18 protein-coding genes and 1 pseudogene are annotated in these 26606 nt (G+C 69.6%); 11 read left to right on the plus strand and 8 right to left on the minus strand.

What is annotated here, in order from left to right; genetic code table 11:
- Window positions 1–385 precede the first annotated feature (385 nt).
- The 3 genes from O0S08_RS09815 to O0S08_RS09825 all read left to right on the plus strand — a co-directional run bounded on the left by O0S08_RS09815 (window position 386) and on the right by O0S08_RS09825 (window position 4676).
- On the plus strand, window positions 386–1831 hold the full coding sequence (locus O0S08_RS09815; protein ID WP_269038791.1) for a vWA domain-containing protein: 1446 nt from the start codon (window positions 386–388) through the stop codon (window positions 1829–1831).
- Window positions 1832–2498: 667 nt separating this feature from the next.
- Window positions 2499–2948 carry a hypothetical protein gene (locus O0S08_RS09820; protein WP_269038792.1) on the plus strand — a complete coding sequence of 150 codons (450 nt, stop codon included), beginning with the start codon at window positions 2499–2501 and terminating at the stop codon, window positions 2946–2948.
- A 312-nt stretch (window positions 2949–3260) separates the two neighbouring features.
- Window positions 3261–4676, plus strand: coding sequence for a hypothetical protein (locus O0S08_RS09825; RefSeq protein WP_269038793.1), 1416 nt, complete (start codon window positions 3261–3263; stop codon window positions 4674–4676).
- Window positions 4677–4787: 111 nt separating this feature from the next.
- Here the strand turns inward: O0S08_RS09825 and O0S08_RS09830 are convergent, their stop codons facing one another.
- The 5 genes from O0S08_RS09830 to O0S08_RS09850 all read right to left on the minus strand — a co-directional run bounded on the left by O0S08_RS09830 (window position 4788) and on the right by O0S08_RS09850 (window position 11371).
- On the minus strand, window positions 4788–6728 hold the full coding sequence (locus tag O0S08_RS09830) for an FG-GAP repeat protein (protein ID WP_269038795.1): 1941 nt from the start codon (window positions 6726–6728) through the stop codon (window positions 4788–4790).
- A gap of 224 nt (window positions 6729–6952) precedes the next feature.
- Entirely contained in the window at window positions 6953–8860 is a 1908-nt protein-coding gene (locus tag O0S08_RS09835) for a hypothetical protein (RefSeq protein WP_269038796.1), read from the minus strand.
- 135 nt (window positions 8861–8995) lie between these two features.
- Entirely contained in the window at window positions 8996–9817 is an 822-nt protein-coding gene (locus O0S08_RS09840; protein WP_269038797.1) for an NAD(P)H-binding protein, read from the minus strand.
- Window positions 9817–10263 (minus strand): nuclear transport factor 2 family protein, encoded by a 447-nt coding sequence (locus O0S08_RS09845; RefSeq protein WP_269038798.1) that lies wholly within the window; start codon window positions 10261–10263, stop codon window positions 9817–9819. Before O0S08_RS09845 ends, O0S08_RS09840 begins: the two co-directional genes overlap by 1 nt.
- A gap of 169 nt (window positions 10264–10432) precedes the next feature.
- Window positions 10433–11371 carry a helix-turn-helix domain-containing protein gene (locus O0S08_RS09850; protein WP_269038799.1) on the minus strand — a complete coding sequence of 313 codons (939 nt, stop codon included), beginning with the start codon at window positions 11369–11371 and terminating at the stop codon, window positions 10433–10435.
- A gap of 952 nt (window positions 11372–12323) precedes the next feature.
- Here O0S08_RS09850 and O0S08_RS09855 point away from each other — a divergent pair.
- Together O0S08_RS09855 and O0S08_RS09860 are read left to right on the plus strand one after the other, a co-directional pair.
- Complete coding sequence (locus O0S08_RS09855) at window positions 12324–15518, plus strand: hypothetical protein (protein ID WP_269038801.1); 3195 nt, start codon at window positions 12324–12326, stop codon at window positions 15516–15518.
- 69 nt (window positions 15519–15587) lie between these two features.
- Complete coding sequence (locus tag O0S08_RS09860) at window positions 15588–16328, plus strand: hypothetical protein (RefSeq protein WP_269038802.1); 741 nt, start codon at window positions 15588–15590, stop codon at window positions 16326–16328.
- Between the two features lie 86 nt (window positions 16329–16414).
- On the opposite strand, the gene O0S08_RS09865 is transcribed toward O0S08_RS09860, so the two are convergent.
- Complete coding sequence (locus O0S08_RS09865; RefSeq protein WP_269038803.1) at window positions 16415–17620, minus strand: FAD-dependent oxidoreductase; 1206 nt, start codon at window positions 17618–17620, stop codon at window positions 16415–16417.
- 77 nt (window positions 17621–17697) lie between these two features.
- On the opposite strand from O0S08_RS09865, the gene O0S08_RS09870 reads away from it, so the two are divergent.
- The gene (locus tag O0S08_RS09870; protein ID WP_269038804.1) at window positions 17698–18654 is read left to right on the plus strand and encodes a LysR family transcriptional regulator; all 957 of its coding nucleotides are present in this window, start codon (window positions 17698–17700) and stop codon (window positions 18652–18654) included.
- Between the two features lie 398 nt (window positions 18655–19052).
- Here O0S08_RS09870 and O0S08_RS09875 read toward each other — a convergent pair whose 3' ends face one another.
- A complete protein-coding gene (locus O0S08_RS09875; protein ID WP_269038805.1) occupies window positions 19053–19685 on the minus strand; it encodes a hypothetical protein in 633 nt (210 codons plus the stop codon).
- Between the two features lie 866 nt (window positions 19686–20551).
- Here O0S08_RS09875 and O0S08_RS09880 point away from each other — a divergent pair.
- The 5 genes and pseudogenes from O0S08_RS09880 (at window position 20552) to O0S08_RS09895 (ending at window position 24730) form a co-directional block, all read left to right on the plus strand.
- On the plus strand, window positions 20552–21367 hold the full coding sequence (locus tag O0S08_RS09880; RefSeq protein WP_269038806.1) for a methyltransferase domain-containing protein: 816 nt from the start codon (window positions 20552–20554) through the stop codon (window positions 21365–21367).
- Between the two features lie 130 nt (window positions 21368–21497).
- On the plus strand, window positions 21498–21944 hold the full coding sequence (locus O0S08_RS09885) for an NUDIX domain-containing protein (protein WP_269038807.1): 447 nt from the start codon (window positions 21498–21500) through the stop codon (window positions 21942–21944).
- 164 nt (window positions 21945–22108) lie between these two features.
- Window positions 22109–22483 carry a VOC family protein gene (locus O0S08_RS09890; RefSeq protein WP_269038809.1) on the plus strand — a complete coding sequence of 125 codons (375 nt, stop codon included), beginning with the start codon at window positions 22109–22111 and terminating at the stop codon, window positions 22481–22483.
- A 502-nt stretch (window positions 22484–22985) separates the two neighbouring features.
- Window positions 22986–23288, plus strand: a pseudogene (locus tag O0S08_RS51240) (protein kinase domain-containing protein); the annotation flags it as partial.
- Between the two features lie 53 nt (window positions 23289–23341).
- Window positions 23342–24730 (plus strand): serine/threonine protein kinase, encoded by a 1389-nt coding sequence (locus O0S08_RS09895; RefSeq protein ID WP_269038810.1) that lies wholly within the window; start codon window positions 23342–23344, stop codon window positions 24728–24730.
- 26 nt (window positions 24731–24756) lie between these two features.
- Here O0S08_RS09895 and O0S08_RS09900 read toward each other — a convergent pair whose 3' ends face one another.
- On the minus strand, window positions 24757–26589 hold the full coding sequence (locus O0S08_RS09900; protein WP_269038811.1) for an NHL repeat-containing protein: 1833 nt from the start codon (window positions 26587–26589) through the stop codon (window positions 24757–24759).
- Window positions 26590–26606: the final 17 nt, after the last annotated feature.

Here is a 26606-nt window from a genome sequence, read left to right on the forward strand (position 1 = left end):
GTAACAGACCCGCGCGCCCGCTCGCAAGAAGCGCCCCGGCAGCGTCGCGCGCGCGCGCCTCGGCGCCGCGGTTCCCGGGCCGCTCGACCGCGAACCGGCCCGCCGCGCCCGCACGGGGCACGGAGGGCGAGCGCAGTGCGTCTTCCATGGGCGTCGGTGGCCCGGCCCGCATGGGCCACGGGAGCTCGGCGAGCATGTCCGTCGGAGGCCGCCGGCGGCTGCCCGACGCTGAAGCCGACGGCCGCGCGAGGTTTTTTTCTCGCCGCCGCAATTCGAGCGGCCGCCCCGGTTACTCCGGCGTGGGGGAACGAACATGCTTGGCTTAGACCTTCCTTGCACTCCACGCGCGCGCGCCGGTCGGCGGGGCGCGCTCCTGTTTCCGCTCGTGGCTGCGGCCGCGCTCGCTGGCGCCTGCGGAGACGACGCTGGCTCCGCGAGCGGCGGCTACGGCGACTGGGGCGAGCCGCCCGAGGAGGAGCCGACGCCGAAGCAGATGCCGGACGACGCCCAGGCCGGCGACGGTCCGGCCTGCGACATGGACACGCCGGTGACGCTCTTCCTGTCGCCCGACGACTCGAACTCGACGTCCTCGCCGGTGCAGGCGCGCGAGGCGATCCTCAACCGCGGCAGCCTCGACAGCGTGCCGCTGCGGACGTGGGAGTTCCTCAACTACTACTCGTTCAAGTACCCGACGGCGAAGCCCGGCGAGCTGACCGTGACGCCCGAGCTGACGCGGATCGACGGCATGCCGGAGGGTCAGTACGTCATGCAGGTGGGCATCGCCGGCGAGTCGATCGCCAACGCCGATCGCCGGCTCATGAACGTCACCCTCGTGCTCGACGAGTCGGGCTCGATGGACGGCGTGCCGATGGAGATGCAGAAAGAGGTGTGTCGCCGGATCGCCGGCAGCCTGCGCGCCGGCGACGTCGTCTCCGCGGTCGGCTGGGACACCGAGAACGCGATCAAGCTGTCGGGCCACACCGTCACCGGCGCCGACGACCCGACCCTCGTCGCGGTGTGCGACGGTCTCGTCGCGGGCGGCGGCACCGACCTCCACGGCGGTCTGTCGGCCGGCTACGAGCTGGCGCACAAGCACTTCGACGCCGGGCGGATCAACCGCGTGGTCCTGGTCAGCGACGGCGGCGCCAACGCGGGCGTCACCGACACCAGCATCATCGCCGACGGGGCCGGCGCTCAGGACCAGGACGGCATCTACCTCGTGGGCGTGGGCGTCGGCTACCCCGACACCTACAACGACACGCTGATGGACGCGGTCACCGACGTCGGCCGCGGCGCCTCGCTGTTCATCCCCTCGGCCGACGAGGCGCGGCGGATGTTCAGCGAGCGGTTCGTGCAGACCATGGCGGTGGCGGCCCGCGACGTGCGCGTGCGCCTCGAGATGCCGCCCGGCTTCTCGATCGTCAAGTTCAGCGGCGAGGAGTACTCCGCCGACCCCGCCGACATCGAGCCGCAGCACCTGGCGCCGAACGACGCGATGGTGTTCCACCAGACCGTCGAGACCTGCGCGCCGGCCGAGTTCGACCTCAACTCGAGCTTCACGGTCGTGGTCCAGTGGAAGGACGCGGCGACCTTCGCCCAGCGCGAGGCCGAGGTCTCGCTGCAGCTCGGCGAGGTGCTGGCCGCCGAGTCGGCGATGCTCAAGAAGGGCGCCGCGGTGTTCGAGTACGCCGAGGCGCTCAAGGCAGTGCGCGAGGACGTGACCACCGCGGGCGCGCTCGACCCGGCGTTCGCCGCCCTGGAGCGCGCCGAGGCGGCGCTGCCCGGCGACGCCGACCTGGCTGAGATCCGCCAGATCCTCGAGTCGCTCTGACACGCACGACCATCATTGGACGGTGCCATGAACAGTGTAGTCCGCCACGGCGAATATGTTCGTATCGCCGGTCACCCCGGCGCCGCGGTCTTCCACCAATCCGCAACGACGCTCGAATCCTCGCCCGCATTTGCCCGGGCGCGATGATCGCCGCCACGGCGGTCGCGGCGCGGCTCGCGGGCCGGCCGACGGGTGTGCCTACTATCTCTTATGGCGATGCACTCTTTCATTAAAACATCGCCCCGCCCGCGTCCGGCCCGCGCTTTTGTATGCTTTTTAAGACATGTCGCATGGGACATGAATTCAGCCTTCGTCGCCAGGCTGCGTCGACCTGTTCGAGGTCGCGAGCGCCGGCGCAGCGACGGCGACCGTGACCGGCCGCTCGGCCCGGCGCAGTGCGCCCGCTCGCTTCGAGCGCGGATGCACACGCTGTGGCTGATGACCCGCTCGTCGCTGTCCGCAGAGCAGATCTCGATCTGGGTCGATCAGCCCGCCAGGTCGTCTCGCGCTTGTGGTCGCGCTGCTCCGTTGAGCGCTCTCCGGCGGGGTCGAGCGCGTGACTTGGCGAGGGCCGTAGTTCAAGGAGGAGATCCCGATCCGGCTCCCCGAGCGACGAGCACGGGGCCGGTCGACAGGGGGCAGGGCAGGTGATACGCCTCGGGGACCGATGGCCGAGTCGACGCTCGAGCGGATCCAGGTCGCCGTCGCCGCGCTCCACGCCGGCGATCGCCCGGCCGCCCGTGCGCACTTGCTCGCGCTGTGGCACGAACTCGCCGACGACGCGGCGGCCCGCTGCGTGCTCGCGCATTACCTCGCCGACGCGCACGACGATCCGCGTGAAGTGGTGCGATGGGACGAGCGCGCGCTGGAGGCCGCGGACGGGCTGACCGACGACGATTTGCGGCGCCTGCACCCGGCGCTGTCGCTGCGCGAGTTCTACCCGTCGCTGCACCTGAACCTCGGCGAGGCCCGCCGCGTCGCCGGCGATCTGGCCGGAGCGAGGGCCTCGGCCGAGCAGGCGCTGGGGGCCGCGCGCGACCTGCCCGAGGACGGCTACGGCCAATTCATCCGCGCAGGCGTTCGCCGCCTCGCCTCGCGCCTCGGTCTCGCGGAATGACGCGAGCGCGGGGTTTCGTGGGTCGCCGCGACTCGACGACGCTCGGACCCTGCTGCGTCGATTCGCGGTTCTACGTCGATCGACAGAATCAGCGCAGTGCGGCGGCGCACTCGGGCCAGTGCGACCATGAGAAGCACGCATCTGCAGGGGCGGAGGTCGACGCCTCGAGCAAGGCCGCGGGCGAAGTCGCTCCCATGTCGGCTCTCCGATACGTGCGACGGCTGACGCCGCTCGCCGAGGTCCTTCTGCACGGCAGACCGCCGGCGAGCCTGCGTCGTTGCAGGCGAGGTGTCGAGCGATCGTCGCGAGATCTTGATTCACGCCTTGTGGTCGGTCGGCGGCGGTCTGCTGGCGCTCGGGTTGCTCGATCTGCTGGTCGCCGATTTCCTCGATCTCGAGCTCCTGGCGCGTGAAGCTCGGCTTCGCCCGCCATACCGTGATCATTTCCGGAGCGCCTGGAACTTCGACTGCTGGCAGGACATCGCCGAGGAGGCGGCCGGTTGGGGGCACGCTCTGCTGACCTGCTTCTGGCTCGGGCTCGCGGCGGGGCTCCACGCCGTGCTCCGGTGCATGCGGTCGAATGTGGCCGGCCGGCTCGAGGTGGCGATGGCGACGGTCGCGGTCCTGGCGACGACGGCGATCGTCGCGCTGTGGATCGCGGCCGAGGCGGTGGTGCGCGACGCAATGTTCGCCGACAACTTCATCGCGGTCGAGCCCGGCGTGTGGATGCGCTGGGTGACCAACATGCAGTACTTACAGGCTCTGCCGTGGCGGGCGTTCGCCGGGCAGGCGCTGGCCGGGGCCCTCGCGGTCGTCCTGCTGCCGTGCGCCGCGACCGCGAGCGGGATGGTCGCAGTGCGTTGCGGTCGGTCGTCGGCCCAGGTGTGGTCGCGGATCGCCGCGCTGGCGTTGCCGATGAGCATCGCGGTCACCGCGGCCGCGTGGCTGAGGATCCACTATCGTATCGACGAACTCTCGGACGACCCATACGAGACGTGGCCGGCGGCGGTGAGGAGCGCAGAGTCGTGGGTGCTCGGCAGCGCTGTCCTTGTGCTGGTGATCGGCGGCGGACTCTTGCGCGGCACGTCGACAGGTCGTTCACGGTGGGCGCTCGCCGCGGCGATGGGCGGGCTCGGCGTCGCGGCGGCGCTCGCCACCGCCCCGCACCGTACCGCGTACCAGGCGCTTTATCCCGCGCTCGATCGCGGTACAGGGCTGCTCGGGCTGGGTTGGGTGTCGTCGCCGCCGACGATCGATCCGCCGCGGATCGACGTGTGCGACGGCGCGTGGGAAGTCCCGCGGGCAGTCCTCAGCGTAGATCCGTCGCGCGGTCCTCTGCTCGAGGTCGAGGGGATGCACTGGTGGCTGGACGCGCCGAACCTCGAGTATCCGTTTCGGCGCTGGCTCCGGCAGGAGTTCGACGGCCAGTACCACGATTCGATCGCGCTGCTGGTCGATCGACGCGTCCCGGCCGCGCTGGTGGTGCCGCTCGTCGAAGCGGCGCGAGAGGTCGGCGTGCCGTACATCAAGGTCGAGGCGGCCGCGGTCGCCACGTTCTCGACCACCGACGGGAGCGCGACCACGTGGTCGATCTGCACGCTCGGCGAGCTCGCGGTCGAGGCGTTCCTCGCCGGCGAGCCGTCCGGAAAGACCTGGGGGGACGTCATCGCCGACGGGATGGTCGCGCCGGTGCCCGAACGGGTCTTTCCGGTCTGGCGGCGCTATTGATTGCGAGGGGCCAGGCGAGACGGGTCGTGCGTGTCGGCCGGGTCGCGGCGGCGCGTCCCAGTGATTCGCAGCAGTCCTCCCAAGCGTGCAGCGGGGCATGAGGTATTCTGGTCAATACATGTACACCGCGCCGACCCGGGACCCCGCCATGTCGAGCTGATTCCCGTCGACGCCGGTGGCGGTGCTCGTTTCGGTAGGCGCCGCGATCACCAGTGTCGTGCCGTCGGCCGTGAGGCCGATCGGCGAGCCGAAATAGGAGTCGCTGCGAGAGTTTGGCGCCTTGAAATAGTGCCGGTGCGTCCAGGTGCCATCCACGCGCGTGAACACGTGGGCGGCGCCGGAACCTGGCGCGGTCTCGTCGGACGGATCGGCGAAGCAGCCAGCGCCTCCACTGCCCTCACCCGGGGCTCCGGCGACGAGGATGCCACCGTCTCCAGACACCGCGAGCCCGATCCCAAGGTGATCGTCCTCGTCCGCGTTCGGGGCCTTGATGTAGGCGTCCTGCTGCCAGGTCTGGCCCAGGCGCGAGAAGACGTAGACGGCCCCCGCGGCGTATGCCTCGTCGTTCGACTGGTCACCGTCGATCTCGGTGGCGGCGGAAGCCTCCATCGGCGCTCCGACGAACAGGGTGTCCCCGTCTTGCGTCAACGCCAGGGTGAAGCCGAAGAGATCGGGAGATCCCGGGTTCGACGCCTTGATGTACGCTTGTTGCGACCAGGCGCCGTCGTTCAGGACGAACATGTAGACCGCGCCCGCGCTCGCGGCGCCGTCGAGCTGATCGCCGTTGATCCCGCCGGTCTTGCCGTCCTCGTCGGGCGCGCCCACGGCGAGGGTGGCGCCGTCGGCGGACAGCGCGAGGGCGGCGCCGAAGCTGTCCCACTGGCCCGTGTTGGTCGCCTTGAGATACGCGCGGTGCGTCCATCCGCTGCCAGTACGGGAATAGACATAGGCCGCACCGGAGCCCTCGACGAAGCCTTGCCACGGATTGCTGTCGACGCCGGTGGCGGCGCTGCTCTCGGACGGAGCGCCGACCACCAGGGTGTTGCCGTCGGCGGACAGCGCCAGCGCCTCGCCGAAATTGGCGAGGGACTGGGTGTTGTTCGCCTTGACGTACGCCGTCTGCGACCACGCGCCGCCCTTGCGCTCGAACACGTAGACCGCGCCCGAATTCGTCCCGCTGTTGTCGTTGGGATCGCCGCCGATGCCCGTCGCCCCGCTGTCCTCTTGCCGGGCGCCGACGGCGATGGTGTCGCCGTTGGCGGAGATGGCGACCTCACCGAACTGGTCCCCCTCGCCCGGGTTGAAGGACTTGAGGTAGGCCTGCTGCTTCCACGAATCACCCTCGCGCACGAACACGTAGGCCGCGCCGCTGTTCGGGCTCGAGTTGTCGGATTGCTTGGAGTTGACGCCGAGGGCGCCGCTGTCCTCGTACGGAGCTCCGACCACCATGGTGGTGCCGTCAGCGGAGATGGCGAGGTCCAATCCGAAGTAGTCTTCGCTCTCGGCGTTGGAGGCCTTGAAGTAGCCGATGGCCTCATCCACTCCGGGATCGACCTCGACGGGCTCCGATTGGCTGCAGCCGTCCTGGTTGCAGGCGCGGAGCGCGTAGGCGGCCGACAGGCGCAGGTGGATCGGCATCGTCAAGGTGGTCGAGGTCCCGATCAGGTCGTCTCCCAGCTGCGACCAGCCGGGGACCTCGGGATAGGGGCGCTCGAGCAATTGATAATACTCGGCGCCGGCGACCGGTTCCCATGAAAAATTGTACTGCTTGATCGGCGCGTAGTCGAGGACGAGGGTCGGCGCGGCGGGAGGAGCCCCGGCCTCGTCCCCGGTGCTCGTGCTCTCGCCGTCGCTGCTGCTGCCGGTGGTGGGCTCTTCCGTGCTCGTCGTGAGGATCGACCCGGTGATCGTCGGCTCCTCGGCGAAGGTGCTGGAGCTCGAATCGCTGGTTGCGTCGTCCGTCGTGGACGGCGCGTCGCCCGATTCGGCGGGCGGTGGGCAACCCAGGGTGCAGAGCGTGAGGAGCGGATAGAGACGAGCGCGGAGCGACATGGTGAGTCGGGCAAAGCAAGCGCTGTGCCAGGCGTGGTGGGTGGCGTTCCCGGGCCTTGCGGGCCCGGCGGGGGCAGGTCGGCTTGGGCCTCCAACCGGGGTTGGGTACTGGATTTGGGTGGGCGAGCGGCCGGGAGCAGGACGGTGAACGAGCCTCCATCCTGCCAGTGACTTTCGAGCTCCGACCGTCAGCGGGGCGGAGTGCAAGGCGGTACCGGGGCCGCTCAATACATGTACACTGCGCCGACCTCCGACCCTGCCCCGTCGTTCTGGTCGCCGCCGATGCCGCTCGCGGTGCTCTGGTCCTGAGGCGCACCGATCACCAGAGTGCTGGCGTCGGCGGAGAGGGCGACGTCCTCGCCGAACTGGAGGTCGGTGCGAGAGTTCGGCGCCTTGAGGTAGCGCCGGTGCGTCCAGGTGCCGGCCACCCGCGTGAACACGTAGACGGCGCCGGAGTTCGGCCCGGTCTCGTCGGTCGGGTCGGCGAAGCTGCCGGCGTCGCCGCTGCCCTCATTCGGGGCGCTGGCGACGAGCACGCCGCCGTCGCCGGAGAGCGCCAGCGAATAGCCGAAGAGATCGCCCTCGCCCGCGTTCGGGGCCTTGATATAGACGTCCTGCTGCCAGGTCTGACCCTGACGCGAGAACATGTAGACGGCCCCTGCGCTCGCCGCCGCGTCGTTCGCCTGGTCGCCGTCGATCTCCGTCGCGGCGGAAGCCTCGTAGGCCGCCCCGACGGCCAGGGTGTCACCGTCGAGCGTGAGCGCGACGGAGAAGCCGAAGAGGTCGAGGAAGCCCGGGTTCGACGCCTTGATGTATGCTTGCTGCGACCAGGCCCCGTCCTTCAGCGAGAACATGTAGACCGCGCCCGAGTACAGCGAATCGTCGAGCTGATCGCCGTCGATCCCTGCGGACTTGCTCTGCTCGAACGGCGCGCCCACGGCGAGCGTGGTGCCGTCGGCGGACAGCGCGAGGGCGGCGCCGAAATGGTCGCCCGTGCCCGTGTTGGACGCCTTGAGGTACGCGCGGTGCACCCATTCGCCGCCGTCGCGGGAATAGACATCGACCGCGCCGGAGTCCTCGGCGACGCCCTGCCACGGATCGCCGTCGACGCCGGTGGCGGCGCTGTCCTCCTCGTGGGCGCCGACCGCGAGGGTGTTGCCGTCGGCGGACAGCGCGAGGGCCCAGCCGAACTCGGCCGAGGGCTGGGTGGTGTTCGCCTTGATGTACGCCGCCTGCGACCACGCGCCGGCCTTGCGCTCGAATACGTAGACCGCGCCGGCATCCTTCGCGCTGTTGTCGCTGCGATCGCCGCCGACGCACGTCGCCGCACTGTCCTCCTTGAGCGCGCCGACGGCGATGGTGTCCCCGTTCGCGGAGATGACGACCTCGCCGAAGAGGTCCTTGTCGTCCACGTTGAAGGACTTGAGATAGGCCTGCTGCTTCCACGTGTCCCCGTCGCGGACGAACACGTAGGCCGCGCCGCTGTCCGTGGCGTAGTCGTGGAGCTCGTCGCCGCCCACGCCGTGGGCGCCGCTGTCCTCGCGGGCGGCCCCGACCACCATGGTGGTGCCGTCGGCGGAGATTGCGAGGCTGTAGCCGAAGTAGTCGCCGCTCTCGGCGTTGGAGGCCTTGAAGTAGCCGATCGCGCCGTCGACCGCGGGGTCGACCTGGACGGGCTCGGATTGGCTGCAGCCGGCCCGGTTGCAGGCCCGGAGCGCATAGGCGGCGGAGAGGCGCAGGTGGAGCGGCGTCGTCCAGGTGGTCGAAGTGCCGTCCAGATCGCCCCCCAGCTGCGACCAGCCGGGGACCTCGGGATAGGGGCGCTCGAGCAATTGATAATACTCGGCGCCGGCGACCGGCTCCCACGAGAAATCGTAGCGCTTGATCGGCGAATAATCGAGGACGAGGCTCGGCGCGGCCGGAGGAGCCGCGATTTCGCCGCCGGTCGAGGGCTCCTCCGTGCTCGTGGTGAGGATCGACTCGGTGATCGTCGGCTCCTCGGCGAAGGTGCTCGAGCTCGCGTCGCTGGTCGCGTCGTCCGTGGTGGAGGTCGCGTCGCCCGGTTCGGCGGGCAAGGAGCAACCCAGGGTGCAGAGCGTGAGGAGCGGATAGAGACGAGCGCGGTGCGACATGGTGAGCCGGGCCTAGGCAAGCACCGTGCCAGGCCCGGGGCGCCGTGTTCCCGGGCCTTGCGCCGCCGATAGGGGCAGGCTTGGTTGGGCCCGCCAACCGCGGTTGGGTACTGGCTTTGGGGGCCGCGGTCGGAGCTACGAGGCGAACGCCGCCCGCGCGACCGCTCGCAGCGAGCGCGGCGGGCGGCCGGTGCGGCGCAGGACCTCGTCGGTGACGCGATCTTCGGCCCCGCCGGCGATCGCCTGCTCGAGCGCGCCGAGCATCGCCGCGTAGTCGGCCGGCATGCCGGCGGCGACGAGGCGGGCGCACCATTCGTCGACGGGGATGGCGCGATGGACCACCGGTTCGCCGAGCACATCCGAGAGGATCGCCGCCGCGTCGTCGTACGAGAGCGCCTCGGGACCGGTGAGGATCAGGTCCGCGTCGGCCGGGGCGAGCAATGTCGCCACCGCGACCGCGGCGATGTCCTCCGCGTCGATGAAGCCGATCCGCCCGTGGCCGCTGGCGCTGACGAACGCGCGCTCGCTGCGGATCGCGCGGCCGAGGGCGTGCTGCGGGTCGACGAGGTTCTGCATGAACCACGAGGGCCGCAGGACGGTCCACGCCGGCGCGCGCGCCTGCAGGGCCGCATGTACCGCGCCGAGGCCCGGCGCTCGCGCGTCGAGGGCCGACGAGCTGAGCAGGACGAAGCGCTCGACGCCGCGGGCGAGCGCGCGGTCGATGAACGGCACCATGAGCCGGTCGGGATCGGTGACCAGCGCCGGCGCGACCATGTAGACGGCGTCGACATCCTTCAGCGCCGAATCGTGCGAGGACGGATCGGCCCAGTCGAAGCGGACGTGGTCGGGATCTCGCGGGTGGCGGCTGGCGATCGCCGCGGTCACGCCGCGAGCCCTCAGACCGCGAGCGACGGCGCTGCCGGTCTTGCCGGTGCCGCCGGTGACGAGCGCGCGCATCACTCACCTCCCAGCGCGTCGCGGACGGGGCCCTCGCGGAAGTCGCTCGCCGCGTTCGGGTCCCAATATTCGCGGTAGCGCGCGATCTGCCCGTCCTTGCACTCGAGCACCATCACGTAGTCCTGCTCGTAGGCCGTGCCGCGCGGGAACAGCGTCGCCGAGCCGTGGACCTCGGCGACGATCACGTCGGGGTCGGCGCCGGGGTAGGACCGCAGGCCGGAGAATCGCAGGTCGCGGAACACCGCCGGGGTGCGCCGGAAGTAGGCCGCGATCGCCGGCTTGCCGAGGAGCCGCGGCGGCAGCCCGAGGCGGGCGGCGTAGGGGAACTCGACGATCGCGTCGTCGGCGAACAGCTCCAGCCAGCGCTCGATGTCGCGGGCGATCCACTCGAGGTGCGCCGCGAGGGCCGCGGCCGCGCGCATGGGTTCCGTGTCGTGGTCTTGCATGGCGTCTCCTGTGCCGACAAAGCTAGTTCGGCGGGTCGCACCGCGCGTCCGGATCGCCTATCCGCGCGTCCGGACCTGTCGCGGCGCCGACGCGAGGCGAGACGACAGGCCGCGTCGAGCACGCCCGCGTCTTACATGTCCTAAAGGACATGCTCTTCCGCTCGCGCGATCAGGGCCTCGCGAGCGAAGCCTGGGAGCCCGCGGCTGCCTGCCGCAGCGCCCGGCGGTAGGCGTTGGGGGCGACACCGCGGGCGCGGGCGAACGCGCGGGTGAACGCGGGCTCGCTCGCGTAGCCGACGCGGGCGGCGATCGCCTTCACGGAGGCGTCGGTGGTGGCGAGCAGGCTGGCGGCGCGGTCGAGGCGCAGGCGGCGGAGGTAGCTGCCGAGCGGCTCGCCGAGCAGCGCGGTGGTGCGGGCGGCCAGCACGGAGCGCGACATGCCGACCTGCGCGGCCAGCTCGCCGAGCTCCCACGGCTTCTCCGGCTCGGCGCGCAGGCGCAGCAGGGCGGCGACGATCCGGTCGTCGCGCAGCGCCTCGGCGGCGGGCAGCGAGTCGCCGGCGTCGCGCAGCGCCCTGGCGAACAGGGCCTGGGCCCACGAGGCGGTGATCGTCTCGCGCAGCGACGGCGACAGCGTCCTCGCCCGCCCGAGCAGGGCCAGAGTGTCGGCGAGCCAACGGCCGAGCTCGCGGTCGTCGCCGTGGATGTGGACCACCGCCGGCAGCAGCGCCAGCCACGGGGCGTCGCCGTGATCGAGCCGCAGATCGACGACGACCAGGCTGGTGGTCGCCGGGGCCTCGGTGCTCCACACGTCGGCCGCGGCCTGCTGCATGCCGACGCAGGCGCTGCCGTCGCGCGGGATCGGGGTGGCGGCGCTGTCGCGGATGACGTGCTCGTCGGCGCGCGGCAGGAACGCGAGTTCACCTGGCCCGATGGACAGGCTGCGACCGGCGACGACGAGCTCGGATCCACCATGGAGCGCGGCGTAGAGCTTGGCGCCGGCGGGGGCGGTGCGGCGGTGCTTGCCCCATCGCCCGCCGAGCTCGAGGCTGGTGACCTCGGTGCCGAGGACCACGAGGCTGCGCGCGAGCGCGTCGATCTCGCTCATCGCGGGGCAGCATAGCCGAGCCCGGGCCGTTGATGACGCCCCCGTGCGGGCTGAGGTCGAGGTTGAGTCCGTCGCTATAGGTGAGCTCGAGCCGGGGGATGGAGCGGACGCGGATCTCAGGCCGGCCGAACGGGCGAATCGGCGAGCAGGGGCGCGCGGTGCGGCCGGCGTCAGCAGCCGCGGGGCGGGTCTGGTCCTTAGGTCGGCACGGACTGCTCCGATCGACACCTCCAACCTCCGAACGTGGGAGCGAGCGCGGGCGAGCTGTATAGCACGGTTTCGCTGCCGTTGACGGGCTCGTTGCCCGGTTCATATCAATAGGTTGCTTCGACTTCGACCGACTCTTGCCGCGCCTCACGAGCGGCGTGAAGGACAACGCGGCCCCCGCACAACTTCCGCGGCGAATGGAACCGGGTACTGCTGTCGGGGGCTGCGCTACCGCCTGGTTGCCCTGTTGAAGGCGCTCGTGCCGGACTACCCCGTGGGGCTCCACGAGGGATCTGCCCCACGAGCCGCTGATGAAGGGGGCTGGTCGAAGGCATCGGTGCGCTCGCCCGGACCGGGCCGCTGATTCGCGCCTGCCCGGGCGGTCGGGGGTGCTGGGGAACCGCCGTAGAGTGCCGGATATTGTCCGAGTCTGGCGATCTGAAGAACTACCGTCGCCAGGTCCGCGAACTCCATTGCCCTGAATTAGGAAGTAATACCTCTGTACGGATGCGCGGTGTGCGCTCTAATTCATTCTCTTCTATGGTCGTAGATCGGCAAATATCGGGCGGGCGTTCTCGTTTTATGCGTATTCTCACGCGGGGCAGGTTCCTGTAGCGCGTCGTTGGCTCCTCGCGCGCCGCCAGAACCCTACACCGGTTTAGTCCGCCAGCGAATCATCTAGATATTCGCCATCCATGGCCTCTTGCGGGGCAAGGCCTCCTCGGCCTATGATCGATCCTAACTCATGACCGATGAGGCGAACTCTCACGCATCCCGTCTAAAGACCGATCCAAATCAGCATCTCGAGATTCCTATTGGTCTGCGGCCACCTGTCTTTGTCGAAAAGGGGCGCTCGCTGAGACTTGATGCAGCCGCCAAGGGGGTCCTTGAGAGGCTTAATGCGGGACATCGCATTGTTGCGCTTCGCGGACTCCCTGGCGAGGGCAAGACTCAAGTGTTACGGCAGGTTGCTGCCGAGCGTCATGGTTACTATATTGAACTCGGGGATCGGCATACTGAACCCGGGGATCGACCTTCTACAGATCTAGCACTACGGGAAGGCTTGTCGGTCATTGTCGAGGCGTTCGGCGAGCCCTCGTGCGCGCACCGCTCTTTGCGTACAGTATGCGCGCTAGTTCGGAATACGCTTTATAGACATACAGATAATCCTCTTATTGTCATCGACGCTCTCGACGCTTTCTGCTCGCGTGCCGACTTGGAGTCATTGCTCGATGCGTCCCGCGGAGGCTCGGTTGTCGTTGGGGGTCCAGGGGCGCAAGGAGTGACGGAAGTCAAGCTTGAATCGGCCGACGAGCAAGCTTTCAAGCAAGCGTATGCCGAGTCGTTGAATGCCAGCGTTCCCCTTGCATCGGAGGAACAGGCACTGATCGAGAGGATTTCCCCAATGCTCGCGCATAACCCCCTGCGAGCCCAATTTGTCGCTGAACTCGTCCACGACCAAAGCGATCGTGCAGGAGCGCTGGGAGAATTCCTGGAATCTATCCTGTCCGAGCCTGCGGAGATTGATCAACTCACGGCCTCGTCTGTCTCCAAGGTCTGGAGGCACCTCACACCAGAGGATCGGACACGCGTAGCACTGGTTGCTATCCTTGGCGATCCAGGCATTCCTATTTCATGGCTCCCACCCGAGTACCAAGTTACTGCCCACACTCGGGCTCCTCTCCTGACGGTTTACGAGCGACAATCGGAGCGCTATGTTGAGGCGCACCGTATCACTGGAAGCTATGCCCGTCAGACCGGAACGTCAACCTTGGTGACGACACTCGTGAACCTGCTGGAGACATGGGTGGGGAACGAGCAGCTCCTTGATGAGCTAAAAACTCGGGGCGCAAGAGCGCGCGCGCTTGTTCGAGGCTGTCTTTATCTGAAGTCGTACGCTGGAATCGATTTGCCACATCCGTCGTCTCGTGTGGTGAAAGCTTTTGTTGATACAGCACAAATGTCAAATCCTGATGCCCTGCTCAAGCACCTGTCGTACGTTGTAGATGGTCCAGACAGCCTCTGGCAGCTTTCTCCAGACGTTATCGGAGAAATTTTTGATCATATCCCCCAGCGATTCACGCGAGACAATAAGGAACTTAAAACTCTACGTATAGCCGCATTTGATTGCCTTGATCGACTCGCGCGCTCAGAAGTAAAAATTGCGCACGATGCTCCCGACGTGCTGGCATCGGCTATGCACCATGCAGCGAAGGCCTTGTTGAGAACTAATTCTCCAGATGCTCAGAAATTGGCCATCGCTCGTTTCAGAGAACTTGACCAGCGCTGCGAGACTCTGCTTCCTCGCAACTCCAGATATTACACCGAGATCGCGCAAATCCGCCTTCAGATGGCGCGATCGGAGCTCTTGCCTCAAGATGAGCGGATAGAACAGCTCCGCAGCGTGCTCCAAGCAGGAGGGCAGAAATTGCCCATTTATTTACGATTGGCCATCTTATCGGCAATGCTGGATATTCGGCCCGAATCACCGTTGTCCGCCGCCGAGAAACTTTCTCTTATACAGGAGGGGCTCCGCCTTTGCAGCCCACACACAGTCTTAGAGACTCAGGCAAACTTTCTCCGCACGGCAGTCTCGGTATGTGATCGAGTGGGTGCACCTGCTTCAGTGTGGAGTGCCGTTTCGCAGATGGCAAGGTCTCTTGTGGCCCCGGCTGTTGCTGAAGCGCTCGGGGACCGGGACGCAGCTGCTTTAGGTCACGCGCTTGTGAAAGGAGCTAGCCAAGATTACTCCCGCATCGGCACCGAGTTGATCTTGCGAGCGCTCGAGCTTTACTCTCCTCTCGTAGAGTCTGCCGGGCCTATCGTTTTGAGCCGTTTGGCTGCGGCCCTGCGGGAATTGGGTTTCGCCGAAGAGTCGCGAGCTATCGCCGCCGTGTTGTACTGGAATGCGTCCGATCGTGAGCAACGATACTACGCCACCTTTGATTTCTCAAAGGCGTTGCGAGCGTCGGGAAGGCACAGGGAGGCAATCCATATCGTCAGTAAGGAACGTCAAGTTAGACTTGATCGTCCCGATGAGGCAGCCGCATTAGGCGACGAGTATGCGAAGTGCGCTATTCGCGATATCGCGCTTCGAGAGGAAATCCGCGCTATTCTCGTTGAGAATGCTCGTTTCTATCGCGAGGCCAAACATCTTTCTTATGCGCAGAGGTGTGAGCGGTGGCTCAACACGCTTGAGCAAGATCCCGTGAACGAAGGAGCTCTGGCAGAAGACGAGTGGCGTGCCCACAGGCGCTTTGAGCGCCTCGCGGAGGAAGAGCGGCAATGGGTGCTCGATCTCGTCAGACCAGTCGCCGCTCGCCCTGAACTGGCTGAGCTTTCGAACCGGCCTATTTTCGAGCAAGGGCTGAAGGCTGATAAGACGATCGTAGATTCAGGGCTTAAGGCTTGGTTCAGAAAACGGTGGAACCGAGTCGCGGCATTTTTTGTGCGGCTTGGCTCAAGGCGTTCGACGGGAACATCGCCACTTGACGTTTCGGCACTCGAGCGGCGGTTGTTTCGCGATTATACTGGTATCTTCGGGGCAAAAGTTTTCTGGGCAGGAGCTTTCACTCTATTGCCTCTTTTGATAGGTTTGAAGCTGGACCTTTACGGACTTCGGATCAGTGTGGCCACGGCCGTCTACGCTGTGTACCATTTTGTGGGGATATGGGTGTGGATGAGAGTGTACCGCCTTCATAGGCATGGAAATACACTCTTCTCCGAAAAAGAGAAGAGCGCGGAGGTTCTCGAGATCGAGCCGTTCCGCCGATTCGCCGCATTCGCGGGTTTCGTGACAACCGCTCTGCTGATTCTCACTTTTGTTGCCAAGCTTACGATTGTGTTCGGAGACCAAGACGTCTCTGCACGCTCGAGATTTCCGAAGATCGTCGCTGACATCTTGGGAGTTAATTTGGAGCCAGCCGCGGTCACGGACTGACGCTACGGTGAAGCGTGTGAGGCGCGGCTGTGGCCTGCCGAGGGGGCGGCCGTCTGCTAGCGTGTCGGGGTGCATTCGTCCGCGACCCGGCGCCTCACCGCCTCCGAACGGGCGGAGCTCGAGGCCGAGCGCGCGCAACTGGTCGTCGCGCACGCCCGCGAGGTCGAGGTGGGGCGCCAGTTGGAAGCCCGCGCGTTCCCGGTGATGCTGGGCAGCGTGGGCTGCTGCGTCCTGGTCGCCGCACTCCTCGTCTACACCGGGCAACTCGCCTCGGCGGCGATGGTGGGCGCGTTGGCGGCATGGATTGTCTGGGTTACCGTGTGGGGCCTGCCCGCGCCGACCTCGCTCCTCGATGTCCCCGAGATCGCGCGCGTCGACGAGGCCCTCGCCCGCGACGAGGTGCGGGTGATCGACCTTCGTGCCGACGCCGCTGTCACGGTGCGCGCCGCCGACGGCGAGGTCTTCGGCGATCTGCTGCGTACCGGGGCCGACCAGGTGAGCTACCTGCCCCGCGCGCTGTGCTCGTCGGTCGACGCCGAGCGCCTGCCGAACACGCACCTCCGGATCGTCTGTGTGCAGGGGCTCGGGAGCTGTCACGTCGAGCCGCTCGGCATTCGCCTCGAACCGCTGGCGGACGTCGTCGGCGCGGCCGACAATTGGCGCTGGTGCGGCGATGACGCCGTCATCGTCTGGACGCCGAGCGAGGATCGCCGCGAGGGGCTCCACCTCTGCGACGGCGAGTCGTACCTCGCCTCGTTCGCCGCCAACATCCGCGAGCTCGCGGCCCCGCTGTTCGCTCCGGCCCGCTGACTCGGCGTCGTTCCTGGATGTCTTAGAGGGCATGTCCTCGAGGACATATAAAACGACCTCGAGAGACATGTCCTCGAGGACAGCGCTCACTCCGCCCGCGGCGACCACTCGACGCGGTGGGCGAAGGTCCGCGCCTGCGCGGCCGCGCCGAGGCGGAGGAACAGCGGCAGCATGCGGTCGCGGAACCAGGCCGCCACCGGGCCTGCGGGCGCCTTGCCGTCGCCGTTCTTGCGGGCCTGGCGGACGACCGCCTCGACGCGGCCGCGGCGCTCCTGCTCGAAGCGGGCGAAGGCGGCCTGGGGGGCCTCGGCGTCGCGCAGGCACCGCGCCAGGACCAGCGCGTCCTCGAGCGCGAGCGAGGCGCCCTGGCCAGCCGAGGGCGACGTCGCGTGGGCCGCGTCGCCGAGCAGGCACACCCGACCCGCGTGCCAGCGGGGCAGGGTCATGATGTCGTGGAGCGCCCACGGGCCGAGCAGCGTCGGCGTCGCGCGCACGACGTCGGCGATCCACCCCGGGTCGCCGGCGTGCAGGGCCAGGATCGACGCGCGCCGCTGTTCGGGATCGGCGACCTGCATGGTCTCGCGCGCGCCGGTGTTGTGGAACCACCACACCTCGCCGCCGGGGGCCGCGAACGCGCCGAAGAACGCGCGGCGGCCGAATGTCATCACCGTCCACCCGGGCTCGAGCGGCGCGCCGGGGCAGCGAGCGAAGCCGCCGAGGTCGCACAGGCCGGTGTAGGCCGGCGCCGGCGCGTCCGGCAGGGTCAGCGCGCGCACGCGCGAGCGCAGCCCGTCGCAGCCGAGCAGCACGTCGGCCGCGAGTTGTTCGCCGCTCTCCAGCCGCGCGACGACCTCGCCGGGCCGCTCGTCGAGCGCCACCAGCCTCGCGCCGAAGCGGCAGTCCGCGCCGCGCTCGCCGGCCGCCGTCATCAAGGACCGGTGCAGCTCGGCGCGGCGGATCATCACCATCTGCGCGCCGAACCGCTGCGCGTGGTCGCGGTGGTCGATCACGCCGATGCAGCGGCCGCGGGCGTTGGTGAACCGCATCCCCTGGCACACCGCGCCGCGGGCCTGGATCTCCGCGCCCAGGCCCAGCTCCGCCAGCACCTGCAGGCCGTTGGGCGCCAGGCCGAGGAACGCCCCCTCGTCGCCCGCCGCCTCGCTGCGGGCCTCGAGCACCGTGGTCGCCAGGCCGAGGCGGCGCAGGAACATCGCCACGGTCGGCCCCGCCACCCCGCCGCCGACCACCACCGCCCGCCGCAGCCCGCCGTTCGCCCTCGTCGAGTCCGTCAAATCGTACCTCCCGCCGGCGAGGATTCGTCCTCGGGACAATCATTGCAAGTGACGATACGTGACGGTAAACATCACTGGTGGTGAACATCTCGGCGCTCGACCTCAACCTCCTGCTCGTGCTCCACACCGTGCTCGTCGAGCGCAGCGCGGCCGCGGCGGCGCGGCGGCTGCACGTCACGCCGTCGGCGGTCAGCAACTCGCTGGCCAAGCTGCGGGCGCAGCTCGGCGACCCGCTGGTGGTCCGCAGCGGCCGCGGGCTGGTGCCGACCCCGCGGGCGCTCGAGCTGGGGCCGCACCTGCGGGCGGCGATCCGCGAGCTCGAGCGGGTGGTCGCCGGCGCCGAGCGGTTCGACCCGGCCACCACCACCCGCAGCTTCGCGCTCGCGCTGTCCGACGCCCATCAAATTTGCGACCTCCCGCGGGTGGCCCGGGCGTTCGCTCGCGCGATGCCGCGGGCGTGCCTGCGGGTCGTCAGCGTCGATCACTTCGAGGCGGTCGGCGGGCTCGCGGGCGGCGAGGTCGACGCGGCGGTCGCCCCCGCGACCGCGCCGCAGCCCGGGCAGCACGCGCATCACCTGTACGAAGAGACAGGCGTGATGCTGGTCCGCCGCGGCCACCCGGCCCTCGGCGAGCCGGTCACGCGCGAGGTGTGGGCCTCGCTGCGCCTGGTCGACATCCACCTCGCGCTCGGCCGCGGCGGCATCGGCAACCGCGCGGCGCGGGCGTGGATGGCCGGCGAGCGCCTCAGCTTCGAGGTCGCCGCGGTGGTGCCGAGCTTCCTCGCCGCCGCGGTGGTCGCCGCCAACACCGACCACGTGTGCGGCCTGCCGCGCCGCGTCGCCGAGGCGCTGGCGCCCGTCCTGCCGCTCGTGCCGCTGGCGGTGCCGGGCCCGCCGATGACGTTCCCGATCGACCTCGTGTGGCACGAGCGCACGCACCTCGACGCGGGCGCGCGAGCCTTCCGCGAGCTGGTGATCGCCGCGCTGGCGAGCCCGCGCCCGGCGAGCAAGCGAGGCCCGCGCCGGCGCGCGTGAGCGCGGACAGCGAGGAGCGTGGGCCGGGGCGTGATGGTTCCTGGCGACAGTCACGGGCCGCGAGGCTCGGGTGGTCGCGGCGTGAGCCGGTGCGCGAAGAATGTTGCAAGGTCAGGGGCCGTGAGGCTGAGGTGAGCCCTGCATGTCGTCGGGCCATGGAGTTCGTCGTGGCTCGGGAGTAGCGAGCCACGACAAGCTCGTGGCATGCGTCCGGAGCATGGAGCTGGTTGCGACGGATCGGAGTGGCGAGGCCCGGCGACCCGTGTCGCGTGGATGCGGCCTGCGCTCGCGCGCGAGTACGCCGACCTGCTGCAATGGCGCGACGAGATCTACCGGAAAGCGTCGTCGGCGCTCGGCCTGAGCGGGCCTCGCGTCCGCCCGGGCCTACCGTCCGCTTCTCAGCACTGACCCTGGCACTGCATGTCGACGCAAGTGCCGATTTCCTGGGCGAGCATGCCGGACGGGCCGAACGGGCCGCCGTTCATCTGGATGACGTCGCCGCACGGGCCCAGGCAGTCGATCCCGCCGCAGCCGGCCTCCGCGGCGCAGTCGCGGATCGCCTTGCAGCCGGCGTCCTTTTGGCACGCCTGCATCTCGTCGAGGCACTTCGTACAAGCACACTCACCGCACGGGTCACCGGGGTGGACTGCGGCGAGACACTGCTGCACCGCGCCGCACGGGACCTGGCACCCCGCGTCGACGCAGGTGCCGATGTTTTGGGCGAGCATGCCGGACGGGCCGAACGGGCCGCCGTTCCGCTGGATGACGTCGCCGCACGGGCCGAGGCATGCGATCCCGCTGCAGCCGGTCTCCTTGCCACAATCGCGGATCGCCCTGCAGCCGGGGTCCTCCTGGCACGCCTGCATCTCGTCGTGGCACTCCATGCACGCACATTCGCCGCACGGATCACCGGGGTTGACGATGTCGAGGCATTGCAGCGCTTCGGCGGTCGTGTTGCCGGTGGTGCTCGCGTCGGGTTGTTCCGTCGTCGCGCCGGGCTCGGTCGTGGTCGTCGAATCAGGCGGCTCCATCGTCGAAGTGACCTCCGGCGACATCGAGGTCGGGTCGCCGGTCGAAACCGAAGTTATTGCAACCGTGGTCGTGCCGGTCGTGGGATCCACGCCCGTCGAGGTGGTGGGCGAAGTCGAGGTCGATATCTCGGTGGTGATGGGGCCGTGGGTGCTTTCCCCGGGACCGGTCCCCCCGGTACCGGTCCCTCGGGGGTTGTAGAAGCAGCCGGCTGCGAGCCAACACAGGATCGTTCCCAACGAACGGCCGAACATTCCGTCACTCTACGTCTGGCCCGAGACGCTGCACAGATCGGGCGAACGTGCTCGCCCGGGCCGGCCGGTCGAAGCCGCCCACGTCGTGCTGATCACCCGCCGGGCTGTTGGACTCACCGATAAGGGAGATGGCCCGCCGGGCCGTTCGACTCGAGCGTCTGTTCGCGCTGAATCCTCCTCGGCCCGATGCAGGGCTAGCCACGCCTCCATCGGGTCCGGCGGGGCACCGAGGACGTCGACTTCGCCCTGGGTCGACGTTGCCCACGGCCACTTGAGCGAGGTGAGGTACTTCTCGCTGGCGAGCGCCGCGAGGCCGTGAGGCTCGGGTGGTCGCGGCGTACGCGAGGCGACGAGGCCGCGAGGCTCGGGACCGGGGAGTGATGCCGGCGAGGCCGCGAGGCTCGGGTGGTCATGGCGGCGGCGGGGGAGTGATGCGCGGGTCGCCTGCTCCCTGCACGGCATCCTCGCGGCGCGTGCGAGCGGATCGTTCGCCGTCGTCGCTGCGATCGCGGGCTGGCGAGGTCCGCGGGCTACGAGCGCGGTGAGGTTCTCACCGCGCCGTGGGTCGCGCGGAGGCATCGCTCGCGGCGCGAGCCTGCGCTATCGTCGGCCCGATGTCGCCGCGCGGACTCTACGCCTACGCCAGCCTCGACGCCGCCGGAGAGGCCGAGGCGGCGGCGCGGCGCATGGAGGCGCGGGCGGGCTTGCCGGCCACCGCGGCGATGTTCGAGGCGCTGGTGCTGCCGCTCTTGCGCCCCGGGCTGAAGGTCGTCGAGGTCGGGTGCGGCAGCGGCGGGCTGGCGCGGCGGATGGTCGCCGCGCACGAGGGCATCGAGGTGTGGGCCACCGACAAGAGCGAGGGCATGCTGGCGTTCGCTCGCCGGGCCGCCGCCGACGTGCCGGCGCGCCTGCGCTTCTCGCAGTGGGAGGCGGGCACCCCGTGGCCGGCCGAGCTGCCGGCGCGCGTCGACCTCGTCGTCTCCGCGGTCACCACCCCGTACCTGTCCGAGCCGGCGCTGCGCCGGCTGCTCGCCGAGCTGCGCGAACGGACATGTCTTGAGGGACATGTTCTGTTCCTCGAGCAGGACCTGGCGAGCGCCACGGTCGCCCACCCCGACCACAACCTGGCCGAGCGGATCTCGAGCGAGCACGTGCGCCTCAAGCAGCCGTGGCAGGGCCACGGCCTGCGCCGCTACGTGCGCGAGGCCGGCTTCTCGCTGCTGCCGCGGACGTCGTTCCTGTGGACCGACGACACCTTCAGCCCGTACCTGCGCGACCTCATGACCCGCTACGCCGACGACGCGGTGACCGACGGCCTGCCGTCCGCCGAGGCCGCGCGGTTCATCGCCGGCCTCGAGGCGCTGGCGGTCGAGGGCGAGTGTTATTACGGGATGGTCTATCACCGCGTGCTCGCACGGGTGCTCGCGTGAGCGGCCGATGAGCTCGCGGGGCGCCCGCCTCCGGCCGCGAGGGTGCGTGCGCCGCCGATCGGGCGGCCGAGCGACGAATGGCGACCGGCGATGGTCCAGCTCCGCGGCGATCGGCTATCGTGGGGCCGCCATGCCGCGTCTCGCAGTGCGTGCCATCCTCCTCGAGGGCGACAGCATCCTCCTCGAGCGCTTCGAGGACGCCGTCGAGTCGTGGTACGTGACCCCCGGCGGCGGCGTCCAGGAGAACGAGACCATCGAGGAGGCCTTTCACCGCGAGCTGCAGGAGGAGCTGGGCGTGCGGGCCGAGTTCGGGGCGGTCGCCTTCATCCGTGAGATCATCGCCGACCGCCTGGCCGTCACCAACCTCCCGCCCGGCTTCCATCAGGTCGAGGTGTTCGTGTACGGCCGCCTGCTGCCCGGGCAGACCCCGCGCATGGTCTCGCCCGACGTCTCGCAGGTCGGCTTCGTCTGGGTCCCGCTGGGCGAGCTCCACACCCTGCCGTTCTTCCCGCGCGAGCTCATCCCCGAGTTCCAGGCCCGCGCCTTCCCGCGGTTCTACTACGGGCACCGACGTTAGCCGCGGCGACCGGGGTCCTTCGCGGTCCTCGTGCTCCACGCGAAGTCGGCTCCGATCGGGGGGACAGGGCAGGCTGTCGAGCCCGCTCGTGGATCAACGCAGTAGTGGCGCGACTCGTGACATTCGGGTGGTCGCGTCGCGGCCGACTCTGGTACACCCTGGCGATGCATCACAGCCGCCTCGCCGGATTCATCATCGATTGCCAGGACACTCCGCCCGACGACGCCGCCGCGTTTTGGAGCCGTGCGCTCGGCATGGCCTCGGAGGGCGACGACGGCCATGGCTACGCCGTGCTCGACGCCAGCGCCCGCGACTTGCACATCGAGGTCCAGCGGGTCAGCCACGCGAGCCGCATCCACCTCGACATCGAGACCGACGATCAGCCGGCCGAGGTCGCCCGGCTCGAGCGCCTCGGCGCGCGGCAGGTCGCCAAGGGGCCGCGCTGGGTGGTGATGGAGGCGCCGACCGGGCAGCGCTTCTGTGTCATCAACGCCCGCCGCCCGCTCGCAGGAGCGCCGGGCACCAACGTCTGGCCGTGAGCGCGAGGGCCGTGGGTCGGCCTGTCCGACAGCGCCGATCCCCGCGGCTTCGTCGAGGCCGCCGCTCGCACCGACCCGGCCCGCGGGCTCGCGGTGGCGCGGGCGCTATTGTTGCGCGCGTGCCATTCCCGCGCCGAGGCCGGGGCCGGATCGATATCCGCGGAGTCTCGCCTGCAGGCGGGCGTCGAACCGCTCGCATTCGCGGCGCCTGCCGGACGAGGTCGCTCGAGTTCGAGCCCGCCGGCGCCGCGCGCGGGGCATTCGAATGCGGCCGGCTCGCAGGGAAGGAATGGTGCGAGCCTGGCCGCGCATCGTCGTTCGTCTCGAACCATCGTCTCCGATTCACGACGCAAATTCGCGCGGCCCTCGGCTCACCGCAATCGGTCCGTATGGGTCTAGAATGTCCCTGGGGGGATCGATGCGGATGGGTGAGCCCGCGGGCCGGCTCGGGCAGGTCCTGGAGAATCGATACAGGCTCTGCGAGGTTATCGGAGGCGGCGGCATGGGGACCGTCTATCTCGCGGAGCACGTGTACCTCGGCGAGCGCCTCGCCGTGAAGTTGCTGAGTCCGCGCCTGGCGTTCGATCAGGAGTGGGTCGATCGATTCTTGCTGGAGGCCCAGGCGGCCATCCGGATCGGTCACGACAACATCGTGCAGGTCCGGGACTTCGGCTGTCCGGAGCCCGGGCTCGTCTACATGGTGATGGAGGCGATCTCCGGCGAGAGCCTGGCGAAGTTCATCGAGCGCGAGCGTGCGATTCCCTGGCAGCGCGCGTTGAAGATCGCCGATTCCATCGCCGCCGCCCTCGAGGCCGCTCACGAGCACGGCATCATCCATCGCGACATCAAGCCCTCCAATTGCATCCGCACGACGTCGCGCGGCGATCCCGATTCATCAAGGTCCTCGACTTCGGCATCGCCAAGTTCACCGCCCCCACGGACATGGACGCCCACGTCCCGCGGACGGCCACCGGTGTATGGATGGGCACCGCCGAATACATGGCCCCCGAGATGTACCGCGGCGAGCCGCCGGACGGACGCGTCGACGTCTACGCCCTCGGCGTCCTGCTCTACAAGCTCATCACCGGCGAGACGCCGTTCAAGGGGGCTCACCTCGAGGTCGCGGTCGAACAGTCCCGGCGCGGTCCGGCGCCTCCCAGCGAGCGCGCCCCCGACCGCGAGGTCCCCGCCGAGATCGACGCCCTGCTGCTCCGCGCGCTCGCGCGGGATTTGAACTCGCGGACGCCCAGCATGACTGCGTTGCGCGGAGAGATCGCGGCAGCGCTGGCCGGCTCCGCGAGCGAGGAGCACGAGCGGACGTTGATCCGCAAGCGCACTCCCCTCGCCGCCCCCGCCTCGACCGGGCGGCCTGCTCCTCCTGTGAGCATTACGCCGGCGCCCGCCGAGCCGACTGCCACCAGTGGGCCGGTCCCGGCGGCGCCGGCTCCTGCGAGCGAGCCGCCCGTGAGCGTCCGGGAGCTCGCTCCCGTCCTGCCTGCGGTGCCGCCCCGCTCGGTGGCGGTGCAGACCGAACCGCACCGCATTGTCTCGGGTCCGCAATCGGTGGTCGCGGCGACCGAGGTCATTCCGTCGAAGCGACGGATGGGTCCGGCCGCGCTGGTCGCCGGTACATTCGTCAGTGTCATGGCGGTCATCGCCGTGGGATGGCGCCTGGGCACGCGAGGGGTCAGGGACGTCGAAGCGCCCGTCGAGGCTCCCTCCGTCGCGGTCGTGGACACACCCGCGGTGCACGCCGCCGCCCCGGTCTCGCCCCCCGAGTCGTCCCTGGCGCCGGCCCCGACCAGCCCGACTGTGCCGGTCCTGGCAGATCCGGCTCCGCCCCCTGCTTCGCTCGCGCCGTCCTCACCGCCGCCGAGTTCGCCCGTCGAGCCGCCGGGCGAGGTCAAGCAACCTGCGAAGGCCGATCGCCCCGTGAAGCCCAGGCCGTCGCCGCGCGCCCCTGAACCCGCACCGCCGCCCGCCGATCCGCGACCTGCGGCGCTCACCGAGCAGGACGTCGGCGGTACGTTCAAGCGGCTTCAGAGAGAATGTGTCGACTGGGGCGTCCCCCGCGGACGGAGCGCGACTCTCAATATTAGCATCAGCAGCGAGGGGTCGGCGACCTACGAGACGATCGGCATCGCCGACCCGTTCTTCGTCGACTGCCTCGGCAAGAAGTTGAAGCAGACCAAATTTCCCGAGAGTCACAGCGGCGGCAGGTTTCGCCACGGCTTCACCTGCGGCTGAGGGAGCCGCCGCCCTCGGCCTCGGGATCAGGGGTGGAACACGGCGACGAAGCCGTCGCGGTTGCCCTCGCTGACGATCATGCCCTGGCCGAGGTCGATGCTCTGGAAGAAGGTGCCCGTGATTGCGACTGCGCCGGTGGTGGACCCGGCCACGCCGCCGCCGGTCTGGGCGTCGATGCCGCCGAAGCTCTTGCCCCACAGGAGCTGGCCCTGCGGGCTGAACTTGCCGAGGTAGGCGTCGTACTGGTCGACGGAGGCCAGGACGGCGCCGCCGAGGTCGCACGTGCCGAGGAAGCTGCCGGTGGTGATGAGGTTGTCGAGGCCGTCGAGCGCCAGCTGGACGCCGCTCGAGCCCTCGGCGCACAGCAGCCGGCTCCACAGGTGCGAGCCGTCGGCGTCGAACTGGGCGAGGAAGCCGGAGCCCTCGGGCCCCGCCAGCGGCCCGCCGCCGAAGTCGACGCTGCCGCGATTCGAGCCCGTGATCGTGACGCGCCCGGCGCTGTCGATCACCAGGCCGCGGGCGCGCTGGTTGCCCGGGTCGCCGAAGTGCTTGGCCCACACCGTGGCGCCCGCGGGGTCGAGCTTGGCCACGAAGAGGTCGTCGGCGCCGGTGGAGACCAGCGGGCCGGTGCCGGCGTCGACCGAGTCCCAGAACCAGCCGGCCACGTAGGCATTGCCGGCCGGATCGACGTCGATGCTGCCGCCGAGCTGGGAGTCGGTGCCGCTGAAGCTGCGGCTCCACACGTGCGCGCCGGCGGCCGTGAAGCGGGCGACGAAGGCGTCGGCGAATTCGTTGGCGACGAACTCGCCGCCGCCGAGGTCGAGCGAGGTGAAGAAGAAGCCGGCGAGCAGGATGTCGCCGTCCTCGGCGAGGGCGAGGTCCTTGACCCCGACATACTGATTGCCGCCGGGGAACGACTCGCTCCACACGTGCTCGCCGTCGCCGGTCAGCTGGACGAGGAACAGGTCGTGCGTGTCCGTCAGGTTCTGCAGCGGACCGCCGCCGAAGTCGATCGTGTCGCCGAAGTCGCCGGCCAGGACGATGTCGCCGGCGGGCGTGAGCGCGAGGCCGTAGTCGGCCCCGCCCTGGTCGCCGGGGCCGCCGAAGCGCTTGCTCCACAGGTGGTCGCCCGCGGGCGAGAACTTGGCGACGAACACGTCGAGGCCGTCGTTGATCAGGGTGCCGCCGCCGAAGTCGATCGGCCCGTCGCCCCACGCGGCGATCACGAGGTTGCCGGCCGCGTCGAAGACGGCGCGCGTGCCCACCTCGTGGCCGCCCTGGCCGAACGTCCGGCTCCACGCCTGCGCGCCGGGGCCCGGGCACGGGTCGTCGCCGTCGCAGTCCTCGTCGCCCTCCTCGTCGCAGGTCTCGCGCGCCGGCAGGACCTCGCCCTCACACGCCTCCCAGGTGCCGTCGGCGCCGCACAGCTGCTGGCCGGCGATGCACTTGCCCACGCCCTCGGTGCCGTCCGGACCGCTGTAACAGGACCGCGAGTCGCCGGGCACGCATTCGTCCGCCGGATCGGTGGTACCCGTGCTCGTGTCGGTGTCGGTGTCGGTGTCCGTGGAGGTCGAGGTCGAGGTCGAGGTGTCGGTGGAGGTCGAGGTGTCCGACGTGGGGTTGGGCGTCGTCGGGCTGACCGTGGTCGGATCGTCGCTGGTCGTGTCGTCGGGGGCCGTCGTGCTGCCCTGGGTCTCGGTGTCCGGGCTCGTGCTCGTCGGAGTGAGGCTCGTCGGGTCGGTCGAGCCCTCCGTGGTCGAGCTCGAGGTCTCGCTGCCGCCGGTCGTGTCGGTCGCGGTCGAATCGCCGGGACAGGCCGCGAGCAGCGCGGGGAACAGGGCAGGGGCGGTCCGGTTCATGACATGACGTGCAAAAA

Source organism: Nannocystis punicea (genome assembly GCF_026965555.1).
Classification (GTDB): Bacteria; Myxococcota_A; Polyangia; order Nannocystales; family Nannocystaceae; genus Nannocystis; species Nannocystis punicea.